The 24,165-nt window shown below is 55.6% G+C and carries 24 protein-coding genes; 21 read left to right on the plus strand and 3 right to left on the minus strand.

Features of this window, described 5'->3' with window-relative positions:
* Window positions 1-34: 34 nt before the first annotated feature.
* Entirely contained in the window at window positions 35-1,249 is a 1,215-nt protein-coding gene (locus tag PGS10_RS17315; protein WP_047046896.1) for an MFS transporter, read from the minus strand.
* 109 nt (window positions 1,250-1,358) lie between these two features.
* Between PGS10_RS17315 and PGS10_RS17320 the strand changes: the two genes are divergently transcribed.
* Window positions 1,359-2,297, plus strand: coding sequence for a LysR family transcriptional regulator (locus tag PGS10_RS17320; protein ID WP_063414899.1), 939 nt, complete (start codon window positions 1,359-1,361; stop codon window positions 2,295-2,297).
* A gap of 38 nt (window positions 2,298-2,335) precedes the next feature.
* On the opposite strand, the gene rne is transcribed toward PGS10_RS17320, so the two are convergent.
* Complete coding sequence (rne, locus tag PGS10_RS17325) at window positions 2,336-5,551, minus strand: ribonuclease E (protein WP_316423299.1); 3,216 nt, start codon at window positions 5,549-5,551, stop codon at window positions 2,336-2,338.
* Between the two features lie 825 nt (window positions 5,552-6,376).
* On the opposite strand from rne, the gene rluC reads away from it, so the two are divergent.
* Entirely contained in the window at window positions 6,377-7,330 is a 954-nt protein-coding gene (gene rluC / locus PGS10_RS17330; RefSeq protein WP_072251500.1) for a 23S rRNA pseudouridine(955/2504/2580) synthase RluC, read from the plus strand.
* 40 nt (window positions 7,331-7,370) lie between these two features.
* Here rluC and PGS10_RS17335 read toward each other — a convergent pair whose 3' ends face one another.
* A complete protein-coding gene (locus PGS10_RS17335; RefSeq protein WP_316423300.1) occupies window positions 7,371-7,955 on the minus strand; it encodes a Maf family protein in 585 nt (194 codons plus the stop codon).
* A gap of 141 nt (window positions 7,956-8,096) precedes the next feature.
* On the opposite strand from PGS10_RS17335, the gene yceD reads away from it, so the two are divergent.
* The 19 genes from yceD (at window position 8,097) to nagZ (ending at window position 24,155) form a co-directional block, all read left to right on the plus strand.
* Complete coding sequence (yceD, locus tag PGS10_RS17340) at window positions 8,097-8,618, plus strand: 23S rRNA accumulation protein YceD (protein WP_015705036.1); 522 nt, start codon at window positions 8,097-8,099, stop codon at window positions 8,616-8,618.
* 16 nt (window positions 8,619-8,634) lie between these two features.
* Window positions 8,635-8,808 (plus strand): 50S ribosomal protein L32, encoded by a 174-nt coding sequence (gene rpmF / locus PGS10_RS17345; RefSeq protein ID WP_000290724.1) that lies wholly within the window; start codon window positions 8,635-8,637, stop codon window positions 8,806-8,808.
* 146 nt (window positions 8,809-8,954) lie between these two features.
* Entirely contained in the window at window positions 8,955-10,055 is a 1,101-nt protein-coding gene (gene plsX, locus PGS10_RS17350; protein WP_088389843.1) for a phosphate acyltransferase PlsX, read from the plus strand.
* A gap of 53 nt (window positions 10,056-10,108) precedes the next feature.
* A complete protein-coding gene (locus tag PGS10_RS17355) occupies window positions 10,109-11,062 on the plus strand; it encodes a beta-ketoacyl-ACP synthase III (RefSeq protein WP_045393676.1) in 954 nt (317 codons plus the stop codon).
* Between the two features lie 15 nt (window positions 11,063-11,077).
* Complete coding sequence (gene fabD / locus PGS10_RS17360; RefSeq protein ID WP_015367191.1) at window positions 11,078-12,007, plus strand: ACP S-malonyltransferase; 930 nt, start codon at window positions 11,078-11,080, stop codon at window positions 12,005-12,007.
* Between the two features lie 12 nt (window positions 12,008-12,019).
* Window positions 12,020-12,754 (plus strand): 3-oxoacyl-ACP reductase FabG, encoded by a 735-nt coding sequence (gene fabG / locus PGS10_RS17365; RefSeq protein ID WP_015367190.1) that lies wholly within the window; start codon window positions 12,020-12,022, stop codon window positions 12,752-12,754.
* 210 nt (window positions 12,755-12,964) lie between these two features.
* Window positions 12,965-13,201 carry an acyl carrier protein gene (gene acpP / locus PGS10_RS17370; protein ID WP_000103754.1) on the plus strand — a complete coding sequence of 79 codons (237 nt, stop codon included), beginning with the start codon at window positions 12,965-12,967 and terminating at the stop codon, window positions 13,199-13,201.
* 88 nt (window positions 13,202-13,289) lie between these two features.
* Complete coding sequence (gene fabF / locus PGS10_RS17375; RefSeq protein ID WP_015705037.1) at window positions 13,290-14,531, plus strand: beta-ketoacyl-ACP synthase II; 1,242 nt, start codon at window positions 13,290-13,292, stop codon at window positions 14,529-14,531.
* Window positions 14,532-14,659: 128 nt separating this feature from the next.
* Entirely contained in the window at window positions 14,660-15,469 is an 810-nt protein-coding gene (pabC, locus tag PGS10_RS17380; RefSeq protein ID WP_049060031.1) for an aminodeoxychorismate lyase, read from the plus strand.
* A gap of 2 nt (window positions 15,470-15,471) precedes the next feature.
* Window positions 15,472-16,494, plus strand: coding sequence for a cell division protein YceG (yceG, locus tag PGS10_RS17385; RefSeq protein ID WP_047046881.1), 1,023 nt, complete (start codon window positions 15,472-15,474; stop codon window positions 16,492-16,494).
* Window positions 16,484-17,125, plus strand: coding sequence for a dTMP kinase (gene tmk / locus PGS10_RS17390; RefSeq protein WP_045393687.1), 642 nt, complete (start codon window positions 16,484-16,486; stop codon window positions 17,123-17,125). Before yceG ends, tmk begins: the two co-directional genes overlap by 11 nt.
* On the plus strand, window positions 17,122-18,126 hold the full coding sequence (gene holB, locus PGS10_RS17395) for a DNA polymerase III subunit delta' (RefSeq protein ID WP_047066461.1): 1,005 nt from the start codon (window positions 17,122-17,124) through the stop codon (window positions 18,124-18,126). Before tmk ends, holB begins: the two co-directional genes overlap by 4 nt.
* Before the next feature lie 10 nt (window positions 18,127-18,136).
* Complete coding sequence (locus PGS10_RS17400) at window positions 18,137-18,931, plus strand: metal-dependent hydrolase (RefSeq protein ID WP_047046875.1); 795 nt, start codon at window positions 18,137-18,139, stop codon at window positions 18,929-18,931.
* Window positions 18,932-19,227: 296 nt separating this feature from the next.
* Complete coding sequence (gene ptsG, locus PGS10_RS17405) at window positions 19,228-20,661, plus strand: PTS glucose transporter subunit IIBC (RefSeq protein ID WP_045393695.1); 1,434 nt, start codon at window positions 19,228-19,230, stop codon at window positions 20,659-20,661.
* Between the two features lie 256 nt (window positions 20,662-20,917).
* A complete protein-coding gene (gene hinT / locus PGS10_RS17410) occupies window positions 20,918-21,274 on the plus strand; it encodes a purine nucleoside phosphoramidase (protein WP_047046872.1) in 357 nt (118 codons plus the stop codon).
* A gap of 4 nt (window positions 21,275-21,278) precedes the next feature.
* Window positions 21,279-21,653 carry a YcfL family protein gene (locus PGS10_RS17415; RefSeq protein ID WP_045393699.1) on the plus strand — a complete coding sequence of 125 codons (375 nt, stop codon included), beginning with the start codon at window positions 21,279-21,281 and terminating at the stop codon, window positions 21,651-21,653.
* A gap of 21 nt (window positions 21,654-21,674) precedes the next feature.
* On the plus strand, window positions 21,675-22,313 hold the full coding sequence (gene lpoB, locus PGS10_RS17420; protein WP_161801944.1) for a penicillin-binding protein activator LpoB: 639 nt from the start codon (window positions 21,675-21,677) through the stop codon (window positions 22,311-22,313).
* Window positions 22,294-23,121 carry a thiamine kinase gene (thiK, locus tag PGS10_RS17425; protein WP_047078751.1) on the plus strand — a complete coding sequence of 276 codons (828 nt, stop codon included), beginning with the start codon at window positions 22,294-22,296 and terminating at the stop codon, window positions 23,119-23,121. Before lpoB ends, thiK begins: the two co-directional genes overlap by 20 nt.
* 23 nt (window positions 23,122-23,144) lie before the next feature.
* Window positions 23,145-24,155 carry a beta-N-acetylhexosaminidase gene (gene nagZ / locus PGS10_RS17430; RefSeq protein WP_161801943.1) on the plus strand — a complete coding sequence of 337 codons (1,011 nt, stop codon included), beginning with the start codon at window positions 23,145-23,147 and terminating at the stop codon, window positions 24,153-24,155.
* Window positions 24,156-24,165: the final 10 nt, after the last annotated feature.

The raw sequence follows: 24,165 nt of genomic DNA on the forward strand, positions 1-24,165 counted from the left end.
TGATTAACCCGTTCCGCTATGCGGAGCGGGTTTTTTATCTCACGGCGCGGTCAGCGGCCTGTAGACGGGCATTTTCCAGCAGGCGGATAATCAGAGCAATCGCGCCGCTGCTCACCGCCAGAATCACCACGCCATTCCAGCCAGCCAGCACGTACAGTTTACTTCCCAGCACTGAACCCAGAGCCATACCGATGAAGACCACGGTAAACAGCAAGGCGTTAAGCCTGCCGCGGGCCTGGGGCTCCAGGCTGTAAACCAGATTTTGATGCGCCACCAGACTTGATTGCAGACCAAGGTCAAAACCGATAGCCGATAGTGCAATCAGCGCCAGTTGGCCATGTACCGGCAGGGCGGGCAGCAGCAACATCAGGGCAAAGGAGACGGTGACGAATGCCGCGCCGAGCTGGGTGACTCTCCCCGCGCCAACTTTATCCGCCAGACCGCCTGCCAGCGGTGCCGCCAGGGCGCCTGCCGCGCCCGCGATACCGAAGCCGCCGGCGACCGCGCTACCCATCTGGTAATGTTCGGCGAGCATCACCGCCAGCGTCGACCAGAACGCGCTAAAGGCGATAGATAAAAAGCCCTGGGCGAATGCCGCGCGGCGCAGCGCAGGATAGCGCTGCCACAGATGGGCCATCGACCTCATCAACTGCGGATAGCTGAGGGTAGAGTGGATCTCAAAACGCGGCAGAACACGCCACATTAACAGGCCGATGAAAGCGATACTGACTGCCGCAGCCTGGTACATGACTCGCCAGCCAAATAGCGCGCCGACCAGCCCGCTGACGGTACGCGAAAGTAGGATCCCCAGTAGCAGGCCGGTCATCACCGTACCGACCATTTTCCCCTGTTTGCCCGCCGGCGCAAGAATGGCCGCTGCCGGGACAATATCCTGCGCCATGGTCGCCGCCATGCCGATCAGCAGGCTGACGACCAGCAGCGAGGTCAGTTGTCCGGTCAGGCTGCAGAGCAGTAACAGCGCCGCCAGTACGGCGCTTTTCAGCAGGATAAGCGTTCTGCGATCGTGGCGATCGCCGAGCGGCAGCAGGAATAATATTCCCAATGCATAGCCTGCCTGGGTCAACGTGGGCACTAGCCCCATTCCTTCAACGCTGAGATGCAGGTTGGCGCCGATTAATGGCAGCAGCGGCTGGGCGTAGTAGATGGATGCGACGCTAAAGCCTGCGCCGAGCGCGAGAATAAATATAACCCAGCCGGCCTGGCGGGTGGATAAAGGAAGCGGTGTCATAGTAATGCCCTCGTAAATGCGTTGGCGCTATTGTTCCCCGAAGCGGACTGGCGCGGAAGATAGGGTAGTGGTAAAACGGTTATACGTAGCACGTATAGGCAAAATATAAATGAAGAAACAAGAGCGTATAGATCGGATTGAGCTGATGCGGACGTTTATTCGCATCGTCGAAGCGGGTTCGCTCTCGGCGGCTGCTCTGCAGATGAGTACGACTCAGGCGACCGTTAGCCGACGCTTGCAGTCGCTGGAGACGTTACTCGGCGCAAGGCTTATTCTGCGCACGACCCATGCAATGAAACTAACCGATGACGGCGAGCGCTGCTATCAACATGCGCGGCGGCTGGTGGACAGCTGGCTGGCGCTGGAAGATGATCTACGCATCGAGGAAGACCGGCCGGTTGGCGTGCTGCGGGTGCGGGCGCCGCACGCTTTTGGCCAACAGCAGCTGCTGGGCCCGCTGGTTAGCTTTCTGCAGCGTTATCCTGAGCTTTCCGTTGAGTGGATGCTGAATGATAAAACCGTCGATTTTCTTAGCGATAATATTGATTGCGCGATCCGCGTTGGTGCGGAAGTGGATCCGTCAACCGTCTCGGTACTATTGGCTGTGGTTCCCCGCAGCCTGGTGGTTGCGCCTGAGCTATTGGCGCGCCATCCGGAACTCGGCGAACCGCAGGCGCTTTCCGCGCTGCCCTGGGTCGCTATTAGCACCTTTTACCAGCATGAAGTCACACTACAGCATCAGGTGGGCGGGCAGTTGATGAGTTTCCCGATCGTTCCTTGTCTGAGTACCGATAGCGTCTACGTTGCGCGTAATACCGCTCTGGCGGGGTTGGGAGCGGCAATTGTTTCCAGCTGGGCGGTGGAGAAGGATATTGCGGCAGGCAGGCTGATTGAGCCGTTTGCGCAGTGGCGGGCTTCGCCGCTGCCGGTGCATCTGGTTTATCCCTGGGCGCGCTATTACCCAACGCGGCTGCGCAAGTTTCTCGATTTGATGCGCGAAGTGATGCCGCAGGTGGCGGGGATGCAGCGCCCGGACGAGAACAAATAAAAAACCGGCCAGTTGGCCGGTTTTTTAGTCGTGCACCGTTACTCTACAGGTTGCGGGCGAGTCGCTTCCGCCGTGGCCTGATGAGTAGCGCTATGGCCGCCTGCGGACCCTTTACCCTCAAAGGCAAACGGTGGGCGAACCCAATCGCTTTGGCGCGGCGCTTCCGGCACGTATTCCGGCGCCGGGGCGCGGGTCATCGGCGCGGTCGCGTGGCGAGTTGCGGTGGTTGCCGGTTGCGCTTTTACCACTGGCGCGGCGCTGACGACCGGCGTCGGTTCAACAACCGGCGCGGTTTCTTCAGCTGCGGTAACGGTCGTTTCTTCGACAACAGCGGTTTCTTCTGCGGCAATTGTTGGCTGCACAGTGTCGGTTTCTTCCGTCACCGGAGCTGGCGTGGTCTCAGTTTCTTCGACAACGGCCTCTGCTGGCGCACTGACCTCTGCCTGCGGCGCAGCGGTTTCTGCTACAACTGCAGTCTCTTCAACCACTGCCGTTTCTTCGGCAACCGGGGCTTCAACTACGCTTGCTTCTGCGGTCGGTTCGCTGGTCACTGTCGGTGCGACAGTTTCAGCTGCGACGGTTTCCGCAACGACAACCGGAGCGATAGTCTCCGCGACGACTGGCGTGATGATAGGCTCAACGCTGCTGGTTTCCTGCACCGGTAACTCTTCCTGCAGCTGATCCTGCACGCGAGCAATCGGATAACGGATCCACGCTTTACCTGATGCCAGCTCAGGCGACGCGCAGGCGATAGCCAGCGGCATCGGCGACTGGGTCGGATAACGCTCATCGCGGTAACGACGGCGACGTTGGCCGCTTACGCGCAGGTGGCGCGGAGAGCGACGTGAACGACGCGGCATACCGTTAGATTCACGAGCGTCGCCGTTTTCATCCTGCTCAGCGGCAGTTTCAACGACGGCCGGCAGATCGACTTTTGCCAGTTCGGTACGCGGCGTAGTGGATTCCACCTGCTGCTCGGCAACGGCTTCGACAACCTGCTCGGTTTCTACGGATTCAAAGCGGACTTTCTGCGGCAGCTGACGCGGCTTACGACGCGGCATGCTCTGAACGCGTTCTTCCTGCTCGGTCTCCTGCTGAACTACCGGTTCTTCGCGGGTCTGAGATTTTGCTTCCTGCTGTGCCTGGCGCTTGTCATCATTCCGACGACGGTTGCGTTCACGGCGCGGTTGCTGCTGCTCATCGCGAGATTTACTGTTATCAGCCTCATTGCCAGCGGTTTGACGTGATTCGCGCTGTTCAGCGTTCTGCGGCTGTTTCTCACGGCGATTACGGCGGTTTTCCTCACGAGATTCGCGACCTTCAGCGTTTTCTCCGCGATTATCGCGATTGTCACGGTTATCGCGATTATCGCGGTTATCACGACGGTCATTACGATCGCGGCGATTATTAGAACGCGGTTTACGACGCTCTTGCTGACGTTCCGGTTTCTCTTCTGTTTTTTGCTCAGCCTTGACTTCCGCCGGTTTGGCTTCTTCTGCGCCAGCAAAAATGTTTTTCAAAGCGCCAAAGAAACGGGACAGCAGGCCAGGCTGGGCAGGCGTTGCTACTTTTGCGGCTCGAGCGGCGGCGGCTTTCGCTGCGACCGATGCGGCTGCGGTTTCTTCCTGTACCGGTACTGGCGGCGCATCCGGCATCACGAAAGCGGCAAGAGCTGGCTCTTCACGGCGCTTGCGTTCAGCTGGTTCATCGTCGGACGGCATCGCCATCTCTTCTTCGTGCAGTTTCGGCAGCAAGTAGCTCAGGGTTGAGGTCTCTTCGCCTTTACGCACGCGCAGCACGGAGTAGTGTGGGGTTTGCATCTCATCGTTCGGGACGATGATGACGCGAATGTCGCTCTGACGGGTTTCAATCGCGCTGACTGCGGCACGTTTTTCGTTAAGCAGATAGGAAGCGATAGGTACCGGAACGATCGCATGGACTTCTTTGGTGTTCTCTTTCAGCGCTTCTTCTTCAATCAGACGCAGGATAGAGAGCGACAGCGATTCGTTGTCACGCACGGTACCGGTGCCGCTACAACGTGGGCACACGTGGTGGCTGGACTCACCCAGCGACGGGCTCAGACGCTGGCGGGACATCTCCAGCAGGCCGAAGCGCGAGATGTGGCTGATCTGGATACGCGCGCGGTCCTGACGAACGGCCTCACGCAGGCGGTTTTCAACCGCACGCTGGTGGCGCACCGGAGTCATATCGATGAAGTCGATAACGATCAGGCCGCCAAGGTCGCGCAGACGCAGCTGGCGCGCAATTTCGTCAGCCGCTTCGAGGTTAGTATTGAACGCCGTTTCTTCGATATCGCCGCCGCGGGTCGCGCGAGCGGAGTTGATGTCGATAGCGGTCAGCGCTTCGGTGCTATCGATAACGATAGAGCCGCCGGAAGGCAGGCGAACTTCACGCTGGAACGCGGATTCAATCTGGGATTCGATCTGGTAATGGCTGAACAGCGGGATTTCACCGGTGTACAGTTTGATTTTGCTGCTGAAATCCGGACGACCGAGGGCGGCGATATGCTGGCGCGCCAGCTCAAGCACTTTCGGGTTATCGATCAGGATTTCGCCGATGTCCTGGCGCAGATAGTCGCGGAAGGCACGTACGATAACGTTACTTTCCTGGTGGATCAGGAACGGAGCAGGGCGACTCTCAGCGGCTTTCTGAATCGCTTCCCAGTGCTTCAGGCGGAAGCTCAGATCCCACTGCAGCGCTTCAGCGGATTTGCCGACGCCCGCGGTACGTACGATAAGACCCATGCCGTCCGGCAACTGAAGGCTCGCCAGCGCTTCTTTCAGCTCGGTACGATCGTCACCTTCGATACGGCGCGAAATACCGCCGGCGCGAGGGTTATTCGGCATCAGTACCAGGTAGCTGCCGGCCAGGCTGATGAAGGTCGTCAGCGCAGCGCCTTTATTACCACGCTCTTCTTTATCAATCTGAACAATGACTTCCTGACCTTCACGCAGAACATCCTTAATGTTAGGACGACCATGAGAGCTGTAATTGGCAGGGAAGTATTCGCGGGCAATTTCTTTGAGGGGGAGGAAACCATGACGCTCAGCGCCGTAATCGACAAACGCGGCTTCAAGGCTAGGTTCAATACGAGTGATTTTGCCTTTGTAGATGTTCGCTTTTTTCTGCTCGTGCCCGGGGCTTTCGATATCCAGGTCGTACAGGCGCTGCCCATCAACAAGAGCGACGCGCAACTCTTCCTGCTGAGTTGCGTTGATTAACATTCTTTTCATCGTAACTTACTCATTATTCTTACATTGACGACTAAGCTACGGGCAGAGTAACGCCTTACCGGGTGAAAACCGATGGCCTCGAGTCTGGTTCACGTCGCCAACCTCACGGTTGTCGCGCGCTTAAGAGGCGCAGAGTGTCGGTCGCCTGTGTTTCAAACGGAAACACAGCGCAATTATTCAGGGGAACAGCCTGGGATGTATCACCAGAGAATATTCCATTTATACACTTCATCCTTTAAGTGATTTCGCGTTGGCCGCGCTTGTTCACTTCAATCGATTGCGTGTACAACCGACTGAAGATTCTCTCTTTTGCAGCCTTGACGCATCTCAAACGATGTTGCGTATATTCTCATCGTCTCTCACGTCGCAGGGGTAATGGCTTAACCTGTTCACCTCAATCGGAGGATTCAGATGAACTCCCGGTAGTCCCGGAGTCGTCGCCGTCCTGCCACGCAAAAATCTTATAGAGCCTGTGCCGGTAAGGACTGCAACCCGCAGCCCGCTAACTGTCTGAAAGATCAATACGTCTTACGCCATTGCTGCGTGGATGATCGGTCAGACAAAATTGGTCATTCCGCTAATTTCTTGTTCTAACAAGTGTCAACACGGAAAACGGCTTCATTATTCCATTGCTAACCTTGTTATAGCAAGTTCACTTTTACCTTTTATCACCGGGTTACTCACAGTTTTTTCACCAGCGTCTACAGATTGTTCTAATAACAAACAAAACGCCGATGAAGCATGCGATGAAATCCGGATACTGATAAATATAAGCATATAAAAATGAGTGGCGCTAATGCCCTCGGCTATTTAGAATCGCCGACCATGAAAACTGAGACTCCAACCGTAAAAATGGTTGCCATTTCCGCCGATGAAGCGGGGCAACGTATCGACAACTTTTTGCGTACGCAACTTAAGGGCGTACCGAAGAGCATGATTTATCGCATCCTGCGTAAAGGCGAGGTGCGGGTGAACAAAAAGCGCGTCAAGCCGGAATATAAACTGGAAGACGGCGATGAAGTGCGTATCCCGCCGGTGCGGGTCGCTGAGCGCGAAGAAGAGGCCGTTTCGCCGCATCTACAAAAGGTGGCGGCGTTGTCGGATGTGATCCTCTATGAAGACGATCATATCCTGGTGCTCAACAAGCCTTCCGGCACCGCGGTACACGGCGGCAGCGGTCTGAGCTTCGGCGTGATTGAAGGGCTGCGGGCGCTACGCCCCGAGGCCCGCTTCCTGGAGCTGGTTCACCGTCTTGACCGGGATACCTCCGGCGTTCTGTTGGTAGCAAAAAAACGCTCGGCGCTTCGCTCGCTTCACGAGCAGCTGCGTGAGAAAGGGATGCAGAAGGATTATCTGGCGCTGGTCCGTGGTCAGTGGCAGTCGCACACCAAGGCGGTACAAGCGCCGCTGCTGAAAAATATCCTGCAGAGCGGCGAGCGCATCGTGCGCGTGAGTCAGGAAGGTAAGCCGTCCGAAACGCGCTTTAAAGTGGAAGAGCGTTACGCGTTTGCCACCCTGGTGCGCTGTAGCCCGGTTACCGGGCGTACGCACCAGATTCGCGTTCACACGCAGTATGCGGGACATCCCATCGCTTTTGACGATCGCTATGGCGATCGCGAATTTGACAAGCAGCTTTCAGGGACGGGCTTAAACCGCCTGTTTTTGCATGCCGCAGCGCTGAAGTTCACTCATCCAGGCACCGGTGAAGTGATGCGTATTGAAGCGCCGTTGGATAACCAACTGAAGCACTGCTTACAGGTTTTGCGCAATAGCAAATAACCACAGCGGCGGATTCATACTCCGCCGCTTTCTTTAATGGCTAGCAAAGCAGAGGGTTAAAGCCTTCCCGGCGCAACATCTGGCATAGCGCGATCAGCGGTAGCCCCACCAGCGAATTAGGGTCGCGTCCTTCCAGTCGTTCAAATAGCGTGATGCCTAAGCCTTCGCTTTTAAAACTGCCGGCACACTGCAGAGGGTTCTCTTTACGGATATAGGCCTCGATCTCCTGATCGCTTAAATGACGAAAATGGACGTCGAAAGGTTCGCATTCCGTTTGCAGGTGTCCGTTGGCCGAATTATAGAGCGCAAGCCCGGTATAAAAAGTGACAATCGTGCCGCTGGCCTTGCGTAGCTGTCGGTAGGCATTTTCTTCAGTGTGCGGTTTACCGGTGATGTCGCCGTCTAAGACACAAACCTGATCGGAACCTATAATAAGGTGTTGAGGGAAGCGGGATGCCAGCGCCTGGGCTTTGGCCTGCGCCAGACGCACAACCAACTGGCGGGCGGATTCGCCGGGCAGAGGCGTTTCGTTAACCTCCGGCGCCGCGCATTCGAATGGCAGCGAGAGTTTTTCCAGCAGCATTCGCCGCCACGGCGAGGTTGAGGCCAGGAGAAGATTAGACATATTTTTTCATCCACATATAGCGCTTCGCAGAGCATCATTTTAAACTATGCGCCGCAATGTGTGCGAATAAATGGCAAAAGGCAACCTGAGGCTGCCTTTTTCTTTGACTCTATGACATTACAAAGTTAATATGCGCGCCCTATGCAAAAGGTAAAATTACCCCTGACTCTCGATCCGGTTCGCACGGCTCAAAAACGCCTTGATTACGAGGGTATCTACGCCCGTGATCAGGTTGGCCGTGTCGCCGATTCAGTCGTCAGCGTGGACAGTGATGTGGAATGCAGCATGTCGTTCGCTATCGATAACCAGCGTCTCGCCGTTATTACCGGTGATGCGAAGGTGTCGGTAACCCTCGAATGTCAGCGTTGCGGGAAACCGTTCCCTCATCATGTCCACACAACGTATTGTTTCAGCCCTGTCAGAAATGACGAACAGGCAGAAGCACTACCGGAAGCGTATGAGCCGATTGAGGTTAACGAATTCGGTGAAATCGATCTGCAGGCGATGGTTGAGGATGAAATCATTCTTTCCTTGCCGGTAGTTCCGGTGCATGATTCTGAACACTGTGAAGTGTCCGACGCGGACATGGTCTTTGGCGAACTGCCTGAAGAGGCACAAAAACCAAACCCATTTGCCGTATTAGCCAGCTTAAAGCATAAGTAATTGAGGAGTAAGGTCCATGGCCGTACAACAGAATAAACCAACCCGTTCCAAACGTGGCATGCGTCGTTCCCATGACGCTCTGACCGCAGTCACCAGCCTGTCTGTAGACAAAACTTCTGGTGAGAAACACCTGCGTCACCACATCACTGCCGACGGTTTCTACCGCGGTCGCAAGGTAATCGCTAAGTAATCACGCCTTACTCCGTGGATTTCACGTTGCAAGAAAACGTACCTAACGTCCTTGCAACGTGAAAGACAAGAGTAAAAGCGTGGTGAAGCTTAGTGAGGATCTCCCCGGGTAACTGGGGAATAACCGAACCGGGCAGCGACGAGACCTTGACACGTCTAACCCTGGCGTTAGATGTCATGGGGGGCGATTTTGGCCCATCCGTGACAGTGCCTGCAGCACTGCAGGCACTGAACTCTAATTCGCAACTCACTCTTCTTTTAGTCGGCGACCCCGACGCCATCACGCCATTACTTGCCAAAGCTGATTTCGAACAACGTTCGCGATTGCAGATTATTCCTGCACAGTCAGTTATTGCCAGTGATGCGCGACCCGCACAGGCTATCCGCAGTAGTCGCGGAAGCTCGATGCGCCTGGCGCTGGAGCTGGTGAAAGAGGGCCGAGCCGAAGCCTGCGTTAGCGCGGGAAATACCGGCGCGCTGATGGGGCTCGCGAAATTATTGCTCAAGCCCATTGAGGGGATTGAGCGCCCGGCGCTGGTGACGGTACTGCCGCATCAGCAAAAGGGCAAAACGGTGGTGCTGGATTTAGGCGCCAACGTCGATTGCGATAGCACGATGCTGGTGCAGTTCGCGGTGATGGGCGCGGTGTTAGCTGAAGAAGTCGTGGGGATTAAAAATCCGCGCATTGCGCTGTTGAATATCGGCGAAGAGGAGATGAAAGGCCTCAACAGCATCCGTGATGCGTCGGCGATTCTCAAAAAGCTGCCGTCGTTCAACTATATTGGTTACCTTGAAGCTAACGAGTTGCTGACGGGGAAAACGGATGTTCTGGTTTGTGATGGATTCACCGGCAACGTCACATTAAAGACGATGGAAGGTGTTGTCAGAATGTTCCTTTCGCTGCTGAAATCACAGGGAGAGGGAAAAAAAAGGTCGTGGTGGCTGATTTTATTAAAGCGTTGGTTACAAAAAAGCCTAAGCAGGCGATTCAGTCACCTCAACCCCGACCAGTATAATGGCGCCTGTCTGTTAGGATTGCGCGGTTCTGTGATCAAAAGTCATGGCGCTGCCAACCAGCGCGCATTTTGCGTCGCAATAGAGCAGGCAGTGCAGGCGGTGCAGCGGCAAGTTCCACAGCGGATCGCCGCTCGCCTGGAATCGTTATACCCAGCAGGTTTTGAACTGCCAGGGAGCAGCAGCGGTAACGGGAATGCCCGACAGCACACCGGGACCAACGGATACGACTGACGCCCTGCGGTTTTAACAACGCGGGTATATTACCCAAGAGTGACTGAGCGTACATGTATACAAAGATTATTGGCACCGGCAGCTACCTGCCTGAGCAAGTGCGTACTAACGCCGACCTGGAAAAAATGGTTGAAACGACTGACGAGTGGATTGTCACGCGTACAGGTATTCGTGAACGCCGTATTGCCGCAGCGAACGAAACAGTTGCTACGATGGGCTTCGAAGCCGCAAAGAAAGCGCTGGAAATGGCGAATGTCAACCCGGAGCAAATTGGTCTGATCGTTGTTGCGACCACCTCGGGTACGCATGCCTTCCCGAGCTCTGCGTGCCAGATTCAATCTATGCTGGGGGTAAAAGGGTGCCCGGCGTTTGACGTCGCAGCCGCCTGCGCGGGCTTTACCTATGCCTTGAGCATCGCCGATCAGTACGTGAAAAACGGCGCCGTCGATTATGCGCTGGTGATCGGCGCTGATGTGCTGGCGCGTACCTGCGATCCCACCGATCGCGGCACGATCATTATCTTCGGCGACGGCGCGGGCGCGGTGGTGCTTGGCGCTTCCGAAGAGCCGGGCATTATCTCTACGCATCTGCACGCCGATGGCCGCTACGGCGACCTGTTAACGCTGCCGAATGCCGATCGCGTTGAGCCAGAAAACCCGATTTATCTGACGATGGCCGGCAACGAAGTGTTTAAAGTCGCGGTCACCGAACTGGCGCATATCGTTGACGAGACGCTGGCGGCCAACAACCTTGAGCGCTCGGCGCTGGATTGGCTGGTCCCGCACCAGGCTAACCTGCGTATCATCAGCGCGACGGCGAAAAAGCTGGGGATGTCGATGGATAACGTGGTGGTCACGCTCGATCGTCACGGTAATACCTCTGCTGCTTCGGTTCCTTGCGCGCTCGACGAAGCCGTGCGCGATGGCCGTATTCAACGCGGCCAGTTGATTCTGCTGGAAGCCTTCGGTGGTGGTTTCACCTGGGGTTCCGCGCTGGTTCGTTTTTAGTATAAGGATTTAAACATGACGCAATTTGCTTTTGTGTTCCCCGGACAGGGCTCTCAGGCTGTCGGTATGCTGGCAGATATGGCCGCGACCTGGCCTGTGATTGAAGAGACCTTCGGCGAAGCTTCCGCAGCGTTGGGTTACGATCTGTGGGCGCTTGCCCAACAGGGCCCGGCAGAAGAACTGAATAAAACCTGGCAAACGCAACCGGCGCTGCTGACCGCCTCCGTCGCGCTATATCGCGTATGGCAGCAGCAGGGCGGTAAAGCGCCAGCGCTGTTAGCCGGTCATAGCCTTGGCGAATACTCTGCGCTGGTCTGCGCAGGCGTTATCAATTTCGCTGATGCCGTTCGTCTGGTTGAACTGCGTGGTAAATTCATGCAGGAAGCGGTACCGGAAGGCACCGGCGCGATGTCTGCAATTATTGGTCTCGACGATGCGTCCATTGCGAAAGCCTGTGAGGAATCTGCGCAAGGGCAGGTGGTTTCGCCGGTGAACTACAATTCTCCGGGCCAGGTGGTTATCGCCGGGCACAAAGAAGCCGTTGAACGTGCAGGCGCCGCGTGTAAAGCCGCAGGCGCCAAACGCGCGTTGCCGCTGCCGGTCAGCGTACCGTCCCACTGCGCGCTGATGAAACCTGCCGCAGAAAAACTGGCGGTTGAACTGCAGAAAATCACTTTTAACGCGCCGACGATTCCGGTCGTGAATAACGTCGACGTGAAGTGTGAAACCGCGCCGGATGCTATCCGCGATGCGCTGATTCGTCAGCTGTACAGCCCGGTTCAGTGGACTAAGACCGTTGAGTTTATGGCATCTCAGGGCGTCGAGCACCTGTATGAAATGGGGCCGGGTAAAGTCCTCACCGGCCTGACCAAACGTATTGTTGACACCCTGACTGCTTCTGCGCTCAACGAGCCGGCTGCGATGTCTGCGGCGCTTGAGCAATAAAAGAGGAATACCATGAGTTTTGAAGGAAAAATCGCGCTGGTTACCGGTGCAAGCCGCGGTATCGGCCGTGCAATCGCTGAAACCCTCGCCGCGCGCGGCGCGAAAGTTATCGGTACTGCCACCAGCGAAAGCGGTGCGCAGGCGATCAGCGACTATCTAGGCGCCAACGGTAAAGGTCTGATGTTGAATGTGACCGATCCGGCATCTATTGAATCTGTTCTGGAAAATGTTCGCGCAGAGTTTGGCGAAGTTGACATCCTGGTCAATAATGCCGGGATTACTCGTGATAACCTGTTAATGCGAATGAAAGATGATGAGTGGAACGATATTATCGAAACCAACCTGTCATCTGTATTCCGTCTGTCAAAAGCGGTAATGCGCGCTATGATGAAAAAGCGTCATGGGCGTATTATCACTATCGGTTCTGTGGTTGGTACCATGGGAAATGCTGGTCAGGCTAACTACGCTGCGGCGAAAGCGGGTCTGATTGGTTTCAGTAAGTCACTGGCACGTGAAGTTGCGTCTCGCGGTATTACTGTAAACGTTGTTGCTCCGGGCTTTATTGAAACGGACATGACGCGTGCGCTGACCGATGAGCAGCGTGCGGGTACGCTGGCTGCAGTTCCTGCGGGGCGCCTTGGCTCCCCAAATGAAATCGCCAGCGCGGTTGCATTCTTAGCCTCTGACGAAGCGGGTTACATCACTGGTGAAACCCTGCACGTCAATGGCGGGATGTATATGGTCTGACCGAGATTTGCGCAAAATGTTCAGGAAGCGCGCAGTCTGCACGCTTGCGGGTACTGTTTTGTGCGAAATCATTTGCGTTATTAGGGCAAACAGCCGCAAAATAGCGTAAAATCGTGGTAAGACCTGCCGGGATTTAGTTGCAAATTTTTCAACATTTTATACACTACGAAAACCATCGCGAAAGCGAGTTTTGATAGGAAATTTAAGAGTATGAGCACTATCGAAGAACGCGTTAAGAAAATTATCGGCGAACAGCTGGGCGTTAAGCAGGAAGAAGTTACCAACAATGCTTCCTTCGTTGAAGACCTGGGCGCTGATTCTCTTGACACCGTTGAGCTGGTAATGGCTCTGGAAGAAGAGTTTGATACTGAGATTCCGGACGAAGAAGCTGAGAAAATCACCACCGTTCAGGCTGCCATTGATTACATCAACGGTCACCAGGCGTAAGTGAACATCTCCAGGCGGTCATTCGACCGCCTGAGTTTTATCTTTTTTTGTCCCACAAGAATCTATTTTCCCTCCCTGGAGGACAACCGTGTCTAAGCGTCGTGTAGTTGTGACCGGACTGGGCATGTTGTCTCCTGTCGGCAATACCGTAGAGTCTACCTGGAAAGCTCTCCTTGCCGGTCAGAGTGGCATCAGCCTGATCGACCATTTCGATACTAGCGCCTATGCAACGAAATTTGCTGGCTTAGTAAAGGATTTTAACTGTGATGATATCATCTCGCGCAAAGAACAGCGCAAGATGGATGCCTTCATTCAATATGGAATTGTCGCTGGCGTTCAGGCCATGCAGGATTCTGGCCTTGAAGTGACGGAAGAAAACGCAACCCGCATCGGCGCCGCTATCGGTTCCGGTATTGGTGGCCTCGGCTTGATCGAAGAAAACCACAGTTCGCTGGTAAATGGCGGACCGCGGAAGATCAGCCCGTTCTTCGTACCGTCCACAATTGTTAACATGGTGGCCGGTCATCTGACCATCATGTTTGGTCTGCGTGGACCGAGTATCTCCATCGCGACCGCGTGTACTTCAGGCGTACATAACATCGGCCACGCGGCGCGTATTATCGCTTACGGCGATGCCGACGCGATGGTTGCCGGTGGTGCAGAGAAGGCGAGTACGCCGCTGGGCGTAGGCGGCTTTGGCGCTGCGCGCGCGCTGTCTACCCGCAATGATAACCCGCAGGCGGCAAGCCGTCCGTGGGATAAAGAGCGTGATGGCTTTGTGCTGGGCGACGGCGCCGGTATGGTCGTGCTGGAAGAGTACGAGCATGCGAAAAAACGCGGCGCGAAAATCTACGCTGAGATCGTCGGTTTTGGTATGAGCAGCGATGCGTACCATATGACGTCTCCACCGGAAGATGGCGCTGGCGCTGCGCTGGCGATGGTTAACGCCATTCGCGATGCGGCGATTGAACCGGGCCAGATTGGCTATGTCAACGCCCACGGTACTTCGACGCCAGCCGGTGATAAAGCAGAAGCCCAGGCGGTGAAATCCGTGTTTGGCGATGCGGCAAGCCGCGTGATGGTGAGCTCCACCAAATCCATGACCGGCCACCTGTTAGGCGCGGCTGGCGCAGTAGAGTCTATCTACTCTATTCTGGCGCTGCGCGATCAGGCGGTTCCGCCGACCATCAACCTGGATAACCCGGATGAAGGTTGCGACCTCGACTTCGTTCCTCATGAAGCGCGTCAGGTTTCCGGTATGGAATACACCCTGTGTAACTCCTTCGGCTTTGGCGGTACTAACGGTTCGATTATCTTCAAAAAAGTATAATCAACCGCTAATGCTGGTTCTGCGTTGACGAAAAGACCCGCCTGGCGGGTCTTTTTTTATTCGGTTTTCTCCGCTTGTTCTCTGCTTTTTATCCTGAGACACTGTGCCACCGGTGAGAGGAGCCCCCTATGTTCTTGATAAATGGTGTCGAGCAGAGTGTACTGGCAGCTAACGACCGTGCTATTCAATTCGGTGATGGCTGTTTTACCACCTCACGAATCATCAACGGTCAGATAGCCTTCTTCAATGCCCATTTGGCCCGTTTGCAGGATACGTGCGAAAAACTCTTTATTCCTTTTACTGCGTGGCAAATGCTGGCCGCAGAGATGCAAGAACTCGCAAAGTCGCATCGTGAAGGCGTCCTCAAGGTGATCATTACGCGTGGTTCAGGAGGTCGGGGATATAGCGCGAGCGGATGCATTCAACCTACCCGCATGATGAGTGTGTCGTCTTTCCCCGCGCATTATGCGCGTTGGCGAGAAGAGGGAATAACTCTGGCGTTAAGCCCGATCCGCCTGGGGCGCAATCCTTCGCTGGCGGGGCTCAAACATCTTAATCGCCTCGAACAAGTCTTAATTCGTTCTCATCTTGAGCAGACGGACGCCGATGAGGCGCTGGTTCTTGACAGCGACGGGTGGCTTACGGAATGCTGTGCCGCGAATGTGTTCTGGCGTAAAGGAAGCCAGGTGTTCACGCCGCGCCTCGATCAGGCGGGCGTTAATGGCATTATGCGCCAGCACTGTATGGCTATGTTGGCACGTTCTTCTTTTGAGGTTGTCGAAGTATCCATGCGCCCTGATGTACTGCGCGATGCCGATGAAGTGCTGATTTGCAATGCGCTTATGCCGCTGGTACCGGTTTGTCGTTGGGATGACGTCTGTTGGTCTGAACGCGATCTTTACCATTTTTTAGCCCCATTGTGTGAGCTGCCTGGTTAGTCATGAAGAAAATGTTACGTTTTGTCCTGCTGTTAGTCGTGGTGTTCGGTATTGCCGCAGCGGCAGGTATGTGGAAAGTCCGCCAACTGGCAGATAGTAAGTTGCTTATTAAAGAAGAGACCATCTTTACCCTTGAGCCAGGAACCGGGCGAGTGGTGCTTGGTCAGCAGCTGTATGGCGATAAAATCATTAATCGTCCACGCGTATTCCAGTGGCTGCTGCGCGTCGAACCTGAACTTTCTCATTTCAAAGCGGGTACCTATCGCTTCACACCGCAAATGACGGTGCGCGAGATGCTGCAGCTTTTAGCGAGCGGTAAAGAAGCGCAATTCCCGCTACGGTTTGTTGAAGGGATGCGCGTTAGCGACTATTTGCGTCAGCTGCGCGATGCGCCGTATGTGAAGCACACTTTAGAAGACGACAGTTACGAAACGGTGGCCAAAGCGCTGGGTCTTGAGCACGCCGATTGGGTTGAAGGTTGGTTATGGCCGGATACCTGGATGTACACCGCCAATACCAGCGATATCGCCATTCTTAAACGCGCGCACCAGAAAATGGTCGCTGCGGTAGCGAAAGCCTGGGAAGGGCGGGCGGATAATCTACCGTATAAAGATCAAAACCAGTTACTGACCATGGCCTCTATCGTTGAGAAAGAGACCGCGGTTCCTGCCGAGCGCGATCGCGTGGCGTCGGTCTTTATCAACCGTCTACGCATTGGCATGCGTTTGCAGACCGACCCTACCGTAATTTACGGCATGGGAGAGCGCTATAATGGTAAACTGTCGCGTAAAGATCTGGAGACGCCGACCGCTTATAACACCTATGTGATTAGCGGTATGCCGCCAGGGCCAATCGCCGTGCCGGGCGAAGCGTCTCTCAATGCGGCCGCGCATCCGGCGAAAACGCCGTACCTCTATTTTGTTGCCGACGGAAAAGGCGGCCATACGTTCAATACTAATCTGGCCAGCCATAACCGTTCGGTTCAGGACTATTTAAAAGTACTTAAGGAAAAACATGCGCAGTAACTATATCGTCATCGAAGGCCTGGAAGGGGCGGGGAAAACGACCGCACGCAATCTGGTCGTTGAGACACTCGAACAGCTGGGTATCCGCGATATGGTGTTTACCCGTGAGCCGGGCGGTACCATCCTGGCTGAAAAACTGCGCAGCCTGGTGCTGGATATCCAGTCTACCGGCGATGAAGTCATTAACGATAAAGCGGAAGTGCTGATGTTTTACGCCGCCCGCGTACAGCTGGTCGAAACCGTTATCAAGCCGGCGCTGGCCCGCGGTCAATGGGTCATTGGCGACCGTCACGATCTCTCAACTCAGGCCTACCAGGGCGGCGGACGCGGTATCGATCAGCGAATGCTGGCGACGCTACGCGATGCGGTGCTCGGCGATTTCCGCCCTGATTTAACACTCTATCTTGACGTGACGCCGGAGGTCGGCCTCAAGCGCGCGCGCGCGCGCGGCGATCTGGATCGTATCGAGCAGGAGTCGATGAATTTCTTTAATCGTACCCGCGCGCGCTACCTTGAGCTGGCGGCGCAGGATCCGACTATCCGCACCGTGGATGCGACGCAGCCGCTGGAAGCGGTTGAGCGCGACATTCGCGCGGTTGTCACGCAATGGGTTGCGGAGCAGCGCGCATGAAATGGTATCCGTGGTTACGCCCGTCCTTCGAGCAGCTAGTCGCTGGTTATCAGGCAGGACGGGGTCACCATGCGTTATTACTGCAGGCGTTGCCAGGAATGGGGGGCGATGCGCTTATCTACGCATTATGCCGATTCCTGATGTGCCGTCAGCCGGAGGGGCATAAAAGTTGCGGCCATTGCCATAGCTGTCAGCTTATGCAGGCCGGCACCCATCCTGATTACTACACGCTTGTCCCGGAGAAAGGCAAGAGCGCGCTAGGCATCGATGCGGTGCGCGGCATCACTGAAAAACTCTATGAGCGCGCGCGTCTTGGCGGCGCGAAGGTGGTGTGGATCAACGATGCGACGTTGTTAACCGATGCTGCCGCGAATGCTTTGCTGAAGACGCTGGAAGAGCCGCCGGAAAACACCTGGTTTTTCCTGGCCTGTCAGGAGCCGGCGCGTCTACTCGCCACCTTGCGTAGCCGGTGCTTCTCATATCACCTTGCTCCGCCTTCTGAAGCCTGGGCATTAGGGTGGTTAGAGCGCGAAGTGACAATGTCACAAGATGCTTTACTGGCAGCGCTGCGCCTCAGCGCTAACGCACCCGCGGCAGCGCTGGCGTTACTGCAAGAAGCCAACTGGGCGCCGCGACAACAGCTTTGCCAGGCGCTAGCGAGCGCGTTAACCAGCGGCGACTGGCTGTCATTATTACCGGTTCTGAATCACGAACAGGCTCCGGTGCGCCTGCACTGGCTGGCTTCGCTGCTGTTGGATGCGCAAAAAAGGCAGCAGGGCATTTCGCTTCTGAGTAATCCGGATGCCTGGACGCTGGTTAACCAGCTGGCGCAAACACTTTCGGGCCCACGTCTTGAGGCTATCACGCGCGATGTTAGCGCCTGTCGCGAACAGTTGCTGAGCGTGGTCGGCGTCAATCGCGAACTGCTGCTCACCGAGCGCCTTCTGCGCTGGGAACATTACCTGCAACCCGGGGCGGTTCTGCCCGTCTCGCATCTCTGAGAATAAGAATATGTTTTTAGTCGATTCCCACTGCCATCTTGATGGCCTGGATTATCAAACGTTGCATAAAGACGTCGATGATGTTCTGGCGAAAGCCGCCGCGCGTGATGTCAGGTTTTTCCTGGCGGTCGCCACGACGCTGCCGGGATACCGCGGGATGCGTGAATTAATCGGCCAGCGCGATGACGTTGTCTTTTCTTGCGGCGTGCATCCCCTGAACCAGGATGAAGCGTATGACTATGAGGAGCTGCGTACGCTGGCGGCGGAAGAGGGCGTAGTGGCGATGGGGGAAACCGGGCTCGATTACTTCTATACCCCGGAAACCAAACTGCGCCAGCAGGAGTCTTTCCGTCAGCATATTCGCATTGGCCGCGAATTAAATAAACCGGTGATTGTGCATACCCGTGATGCGCGCGCCGACACGCTGGCAATTTTGCAGGAAGAAAACGTGACGGATTGCGGTGGCGTACTACACTGTTTCACAGAGGATAGAGAGACCGCGGGTAAACTGCTCGATATGGGGTTCTATATTTCGTTTTCCGGTATCGTCACGTTCCGTAATGCCGAACAGCTGCGAGATGCAGCGCGTTATGTGCCGCTCGATCGCCTGCTGGTAGAGACCGACTCGCCCTATCTGGCGCCGGTACCGCATCGCGGTAAAGAGAATCAGCCGGCGATGGTGCGTGATGTCGCCGAATACATGGCGGTCTTGAAGGGCGTGTCGCTGGAGCAACTTGCGCAACAAACCACCGAAAACTTTGCCAGCTTGTTCCACATCGACCCTGCCAGACTGCAACCTGCCTGATCTTTCTATTATTTTAAGGCTCGTAATTAATACTCAAAGCGAGTAAAGTTCACCGCCGCGACAGAGGCGGTGAACGCATTTCTGCAACATACAGATACACATTATGTAAATCAGTGTAAATTTTTATATGTTGACTGAATGAAACGTGATAGCCGTCAAACAATCTCCGCGTTAATTATTTTACTCTGTGTAATAAATAAAGGGCGCTTAGATGTCCTGTCCACGGCACGGTTCTCCCCCCGGGCCAATGCGTGAAAACGTAAAAAAGTACCAAATACTCAGGAGCACTCTCAATTATGTTTAAGAATGCATTTGCTAACCTGCAGAAGGTCGGTAAATCGCTGATGCTGCCAGTATCCGTACTGCCTATCGCAGGTATTCTGCTGGGCGTCGGTTCTGCCAACTTCAGCTGGCTGCCTGCCGTGGTTTCCCACGTCATGGCAGAAGCAGGCGGTTCAGTTTTCGCCAATATGCCGCTGATCTTCGCAATCGGTGTTGCGCTTGGCTTCACCAATAACGACGGTGTATCCGCACTGGCTGCAGTCGTAGCTTACGGCATCATGGTGAAAACCATGGCGGTAGTCGCGCCGCTGGTTCTGCATTTACCTGCTGAGGAAATCGCAGCGAAACACCTGGCTGATACCGGCGTGCTTGGCGGTATTATTTCCGGTGCGATTGCAGCCTACATGTTCAACCGCTTCTACCGTATCAAGCTGCCTGAATATCTCGGCTTCTTCGCGGGCAAGCGCTTTGTGCCGATTATCTCTGGTCTCGCCGCTATCTTCACCGGCGTGATCCTGTCCTTCATCTGGCCGCCGATCGGTTCCGCCATCCAGACCTTCTCTCAATGGGCGGCTTACCAGAACCCGGTTGTGGCGTTCGGTATCTACGGCTTCATTGAGCGCTGCCTGGTACCGTTTGGTCTGCACCATATCTGGAACGTACCTTTCCAGATGCAGATTGGTGAATACACCAACGCTGCAGGTCAGGTGTTCCACGGCGACATCCCGCGTTACATGGCCGGCGACCCGACTGCGGGTAAACTGTCTGGCGGCTTCCTGTTCAAAATGTACGGCCTGCCGGCTGCAGCTATCGCGATTTGGCACTCTGCTAAACCAGAGAACCGCGCCAAAGTCGGTGGTATCATGATCTCCGCTGCGCTGACCTCGTTCCTGACTGGTATTACCGAGCCGATCGAGTTCTCCTTCATGTTCGTTGCGCCGATCCTGTATATCATTCACGCGATTCTTGCAGGCCTGGCATTCCCGATCTGTATCCTGCTGGGTATGCGTGACGGTACTTCATTCTCTCACGGTCTGATCGACTTTATCGTTCTGTCCGGCAACAGCAGCAAGCTGTGGCTGTTCCCGATTGTCGGTATTTGCTACGCGATCGTGTACTACGTAGTCTTCCGTGTGCTGATTAAAGCGCTTGACCTGAAAACTCCGGGTCGTGAAGATGCCACTGAAGACAGCAAAGGCGCCGCTACCAGTGAAATGGCCCCAGCTCTGATTGCTGCTTTCGGCGGTAAAGAGAACATCACTAACCTCGACGCATGTATTACTCGTCTGCGCGTGAGCGTGGCTGACGTAGCGAAAGTTGATCAGGCTGGTCTGAAAAAACTGGGTGCTGCTGGCGTAGTTGTTGCAGGTTCTGGCGTTCAGGCCATTTTCGGTACCAAGTCCGATAACCTGAAAACCGAAATGGATGAATACATCCGCAACAGCTAAGACGTAGTGTGGGGAGACTAAGGCAGCCAAATGGCTGCCTTTTTTACGTCGGTATTCTGCTCATTGTTGGCAATGGCAGGAAAATGGGGAGAAATGCTTATTCCCTCAGCAGCTAAGTCTATAGTTGAATAAGAAAAACTGCATTCAGGTTGAAAGAGAGGGAGGAAGTCGCTCATACTCTTAGCTGATCCTGTGCATTCGTGTTTATCTGCAGAGGCAGGCCGGAGCACGGTATAAAACTAATAAGGAATCAGTCATGGCAGAAGAAACGATTTTCAGCAAAATCATTCGCCGGGAAATCCCGTCGGATATTGTTTATCAGGATGAGCTGGTCACCGCTTTTCGCGATATCTCTCCGCAGGCGCCGACTCATATTCTGATTATCCCGAATATCCTGATTCCGACCGTGAACGACGTTACGAGCGAGCACGAACTGGCGCTGGGCCGTATGATGACCGTCGCGGCCAGGATTGCCCGTGATGAAGGCCTGGCTGATGACGGCTACCGCCTTATCGTTAACTGCAACCGCCACGGCGGCCAGGAAGTCTACCATATTCATATGCACCTGCTGGGCGGACGTCCGTTAGGCCCGATGCTGGCGCATAAAGGCTAAACCGATGCGCGCTGCTTATTCAGGCGTTTTGATTCTGGCGGCGCTGCTGGCCGGATGTAGTTCGCGCCCGGAAATTCCGGTTGGCGAACAGCAGACTTTGGTGATGGAATCCAGCGTTCTGGCGGCGGGTATCAGCGCCGATCCACCGTCGGTCACCGCCTCGGAAATTCAGGCCACCGCTACCTCAAGATTATTTAACGAACGGCAACAGCCCATTACCGTGCACTACCGTTTTTTCTGGTATGACGCTCATGGGCTGGAGATGCATCCGTTGGAACCTGCGCGAAGCGTGACGGTTCCCGCCCACTCGTCCGTTGTGCTCTACGGCAGTGCAAATATTCTCGGGGCGCACAAAGCCCGCCTTTATCTTTATCTCTAAGAGGTCATCATAATGATTAAAATGTGTCGCTATGCGTTAATCACTGCACTGGCGATATTCCTGGCAGGCTGTGTGGGACAACGTAATGAACCTGCGCCAGTCGAGGAGGCCAAGCCGAAGCCGGAACAACCTGCGCAGCCGCAGCCGACGGTGCCTGCCGTGCCGACGGTGCCAACGCAGCCGGGTCCAATCGAACACGGCAGCGAGCAGCCTTCACAGCCCTCTCAGCCTGCGCCGCGCGTGCGCCACTACAACTGGGACGGCGCTGTGCAACCGATGATCGGCCAGATGCTGCAGGCGGGCGGCGTGAACGCGGGCAGTATTCTGCTGGTGGATAGCGTCAATAACCGTACCAACGGATCGCTGAACGCGTCTGAAGCGACCTCCGCGCTGCGCAATGCGCTGGCGGGCAACGGCAAGTTTACGCTGGTCTCCCCGCAGCAGCTCTCCGTAGCGAAACAACAATTAGGCCTTTCGCCGCAGGATAGTCTCGGCAGCCGCAGCAAAGCGATGGGAATTGCGCGCACCGTTGGCGCTCAGTACGTGCTGTACTCGAATGCCACCGGTAACGTCAACTCGCCGGAGCTGAAAATGCAACTGATGCTGGTGCAGTCCGGCGAGATTATCTGGTCAGGCAAAGGTGCGGTTCAGCAACAATAAGCTTACGCGCGACGAGCTCTTGTCGCGCTTTTTCCCCCGCTATTCACCTGTCGCCGCGCTGACTGAAAATGGTCTTAGCGGCGGCAGCTGTATTATCAGCGATGGCGTCCGCCGGCTGGTGCTGCGCCAGCCGCACGATCCGCAGGCGCCGCTCAGCCATTTTTTACGCCAGTACCGCGCGCTTCAGCGCCTCCCCGCGACGCTGTCGCCGGCACCGGTATTCTTTTCGCCGTGCTGGATGGTGGTGGAGTATTGCGCAGGGGAGGTGAAAAGCGCGCTGCCGGAGTGCCCTTCACTTACCGGCTTATTGTATCATCTGCATCAACAGCCGCGTTTTGGCTGGTGTGTCGAGCTGGCGCCATTACTTGAATTGTACTGGCAGCAGTGCGATCCGGCCCGGCGTACGATTTTGTGGTTACGCTGGCAGAAACGGTTATTACGCCGGCGAGAACCACAGCCGTTGCGTTTGGCGCCTCTGCATATGGACGTCCACGCCGGCAATATCATTCACCGCGACGACGGCCTGCGCTTGATTGACTGGGAGTATGCCGGAGACGGCGATATCGCGCTTGAACTGGCAGCGGTATGGTGCGATGCCCCTACGCGTTGCCAGCTGCTTAAAGACTATTCACGGCTCGCGCAGCTTGATGAGCGACAGCTGCGGCGGCAAATACAACGCTGGCGACCGTGGGTGCTCATGCTGATGGCGGGATGGTATGAACGGCGCTGGCAGCAGAGCGGCGACCGGCAATTTATTACGCTGGCGGATGCGACATGGCGTCAGTTAGAAACAGAAAACAAAGGATAAGAGAGGTCTGTGTGGGTCCGGTAATGTTGGATGTCGAAGGTTTTGAACTGGATGCGGAAGAGCGTGAGATTCTGGCTCATCCTTTGGTTGGCGGCTTAATTTTGTTTACCCGCAACTACCACGATCCGGCGCAATTGCGTGAACTGGTACGCCAAATCCGCGCGGCCTCGCGGAATCATCTCGTGGTGGCGGTTGATCAAGAAGGCGGGCGCGTGCAGCGTTTCCGCGAAGGTTTTACTCGCCTGCCCGCCGCGCAGTCTTTTGCGGCGCTGTTGGGGATGGAAGAGGGCGGTAAGCTTGCCGTAGAAGCCGGTTGGCTGATGGCCAGTGAAATGATCGCTATGGATATTGATATCAGCTTTGCGCCGGTGCTGGATGTCGGCCATATCAGCGCCGCGATCGGCGAACGCTCCTGGCATGAAGACCCGCAAAAGGCGCTGGCGATGGCTCGCCATTTCATTGACGGTATGCATGCTGCGGGCATGAAAACCACCGGTAAACACTTCCCTGGCCACGGCGCGGTGACGGCGGATTCACACAAAGAGACGCCGATTGATCCGCGTCCGGCGGCGGAAATTCGCGCCAAAGATATGGCGGTGTTCAAAAGTCTGATCGATGAACAACGGCTGGATGCGATTATGCCGGCGCACGTGATTTATCCTGATATCGATCCGCGTCCGGCCAGTGGTTCCGAATACTGGCTGAAGACGGTGTTGCGCGGCGAGCTGGGCTTTGACGGCGTCATCTTCTCTGACGATCTGTCGATGGAAGGAGCGGCGATCATGGGCAGCTATGCTGAACGTGGGCAGGCATCGCTCGATGCCGGTTGCGATATGATCCTGGTCTGCAATAATCGTAAAGGCGCGGTGAGCGTATTGGATAACCTGTCCCCGATCAAAGCAGAGCGTGTTACAAAATTGTATCATAAAGGTTCATTTACCCGTCAGGAACTGCGAGATTCCGCGCGTTGGCAGACGGTCAACGCACAGCTGGAGGCGCTCCATGCGCGCTGGCAAGAAGCGAAGTCTGCGTAATTAACCTGAA

Source organism: Klebsiella sp. 141153 (assembly GCF_032601995.1).
GTDB classification, from domain to species: domain Bacteria; phylum Pseudomonadota; class Gammaproteobacteria; order Enterobacterales; family Enterobacteriaceae; genus Klebsiella; species Klebsiella aerogenes.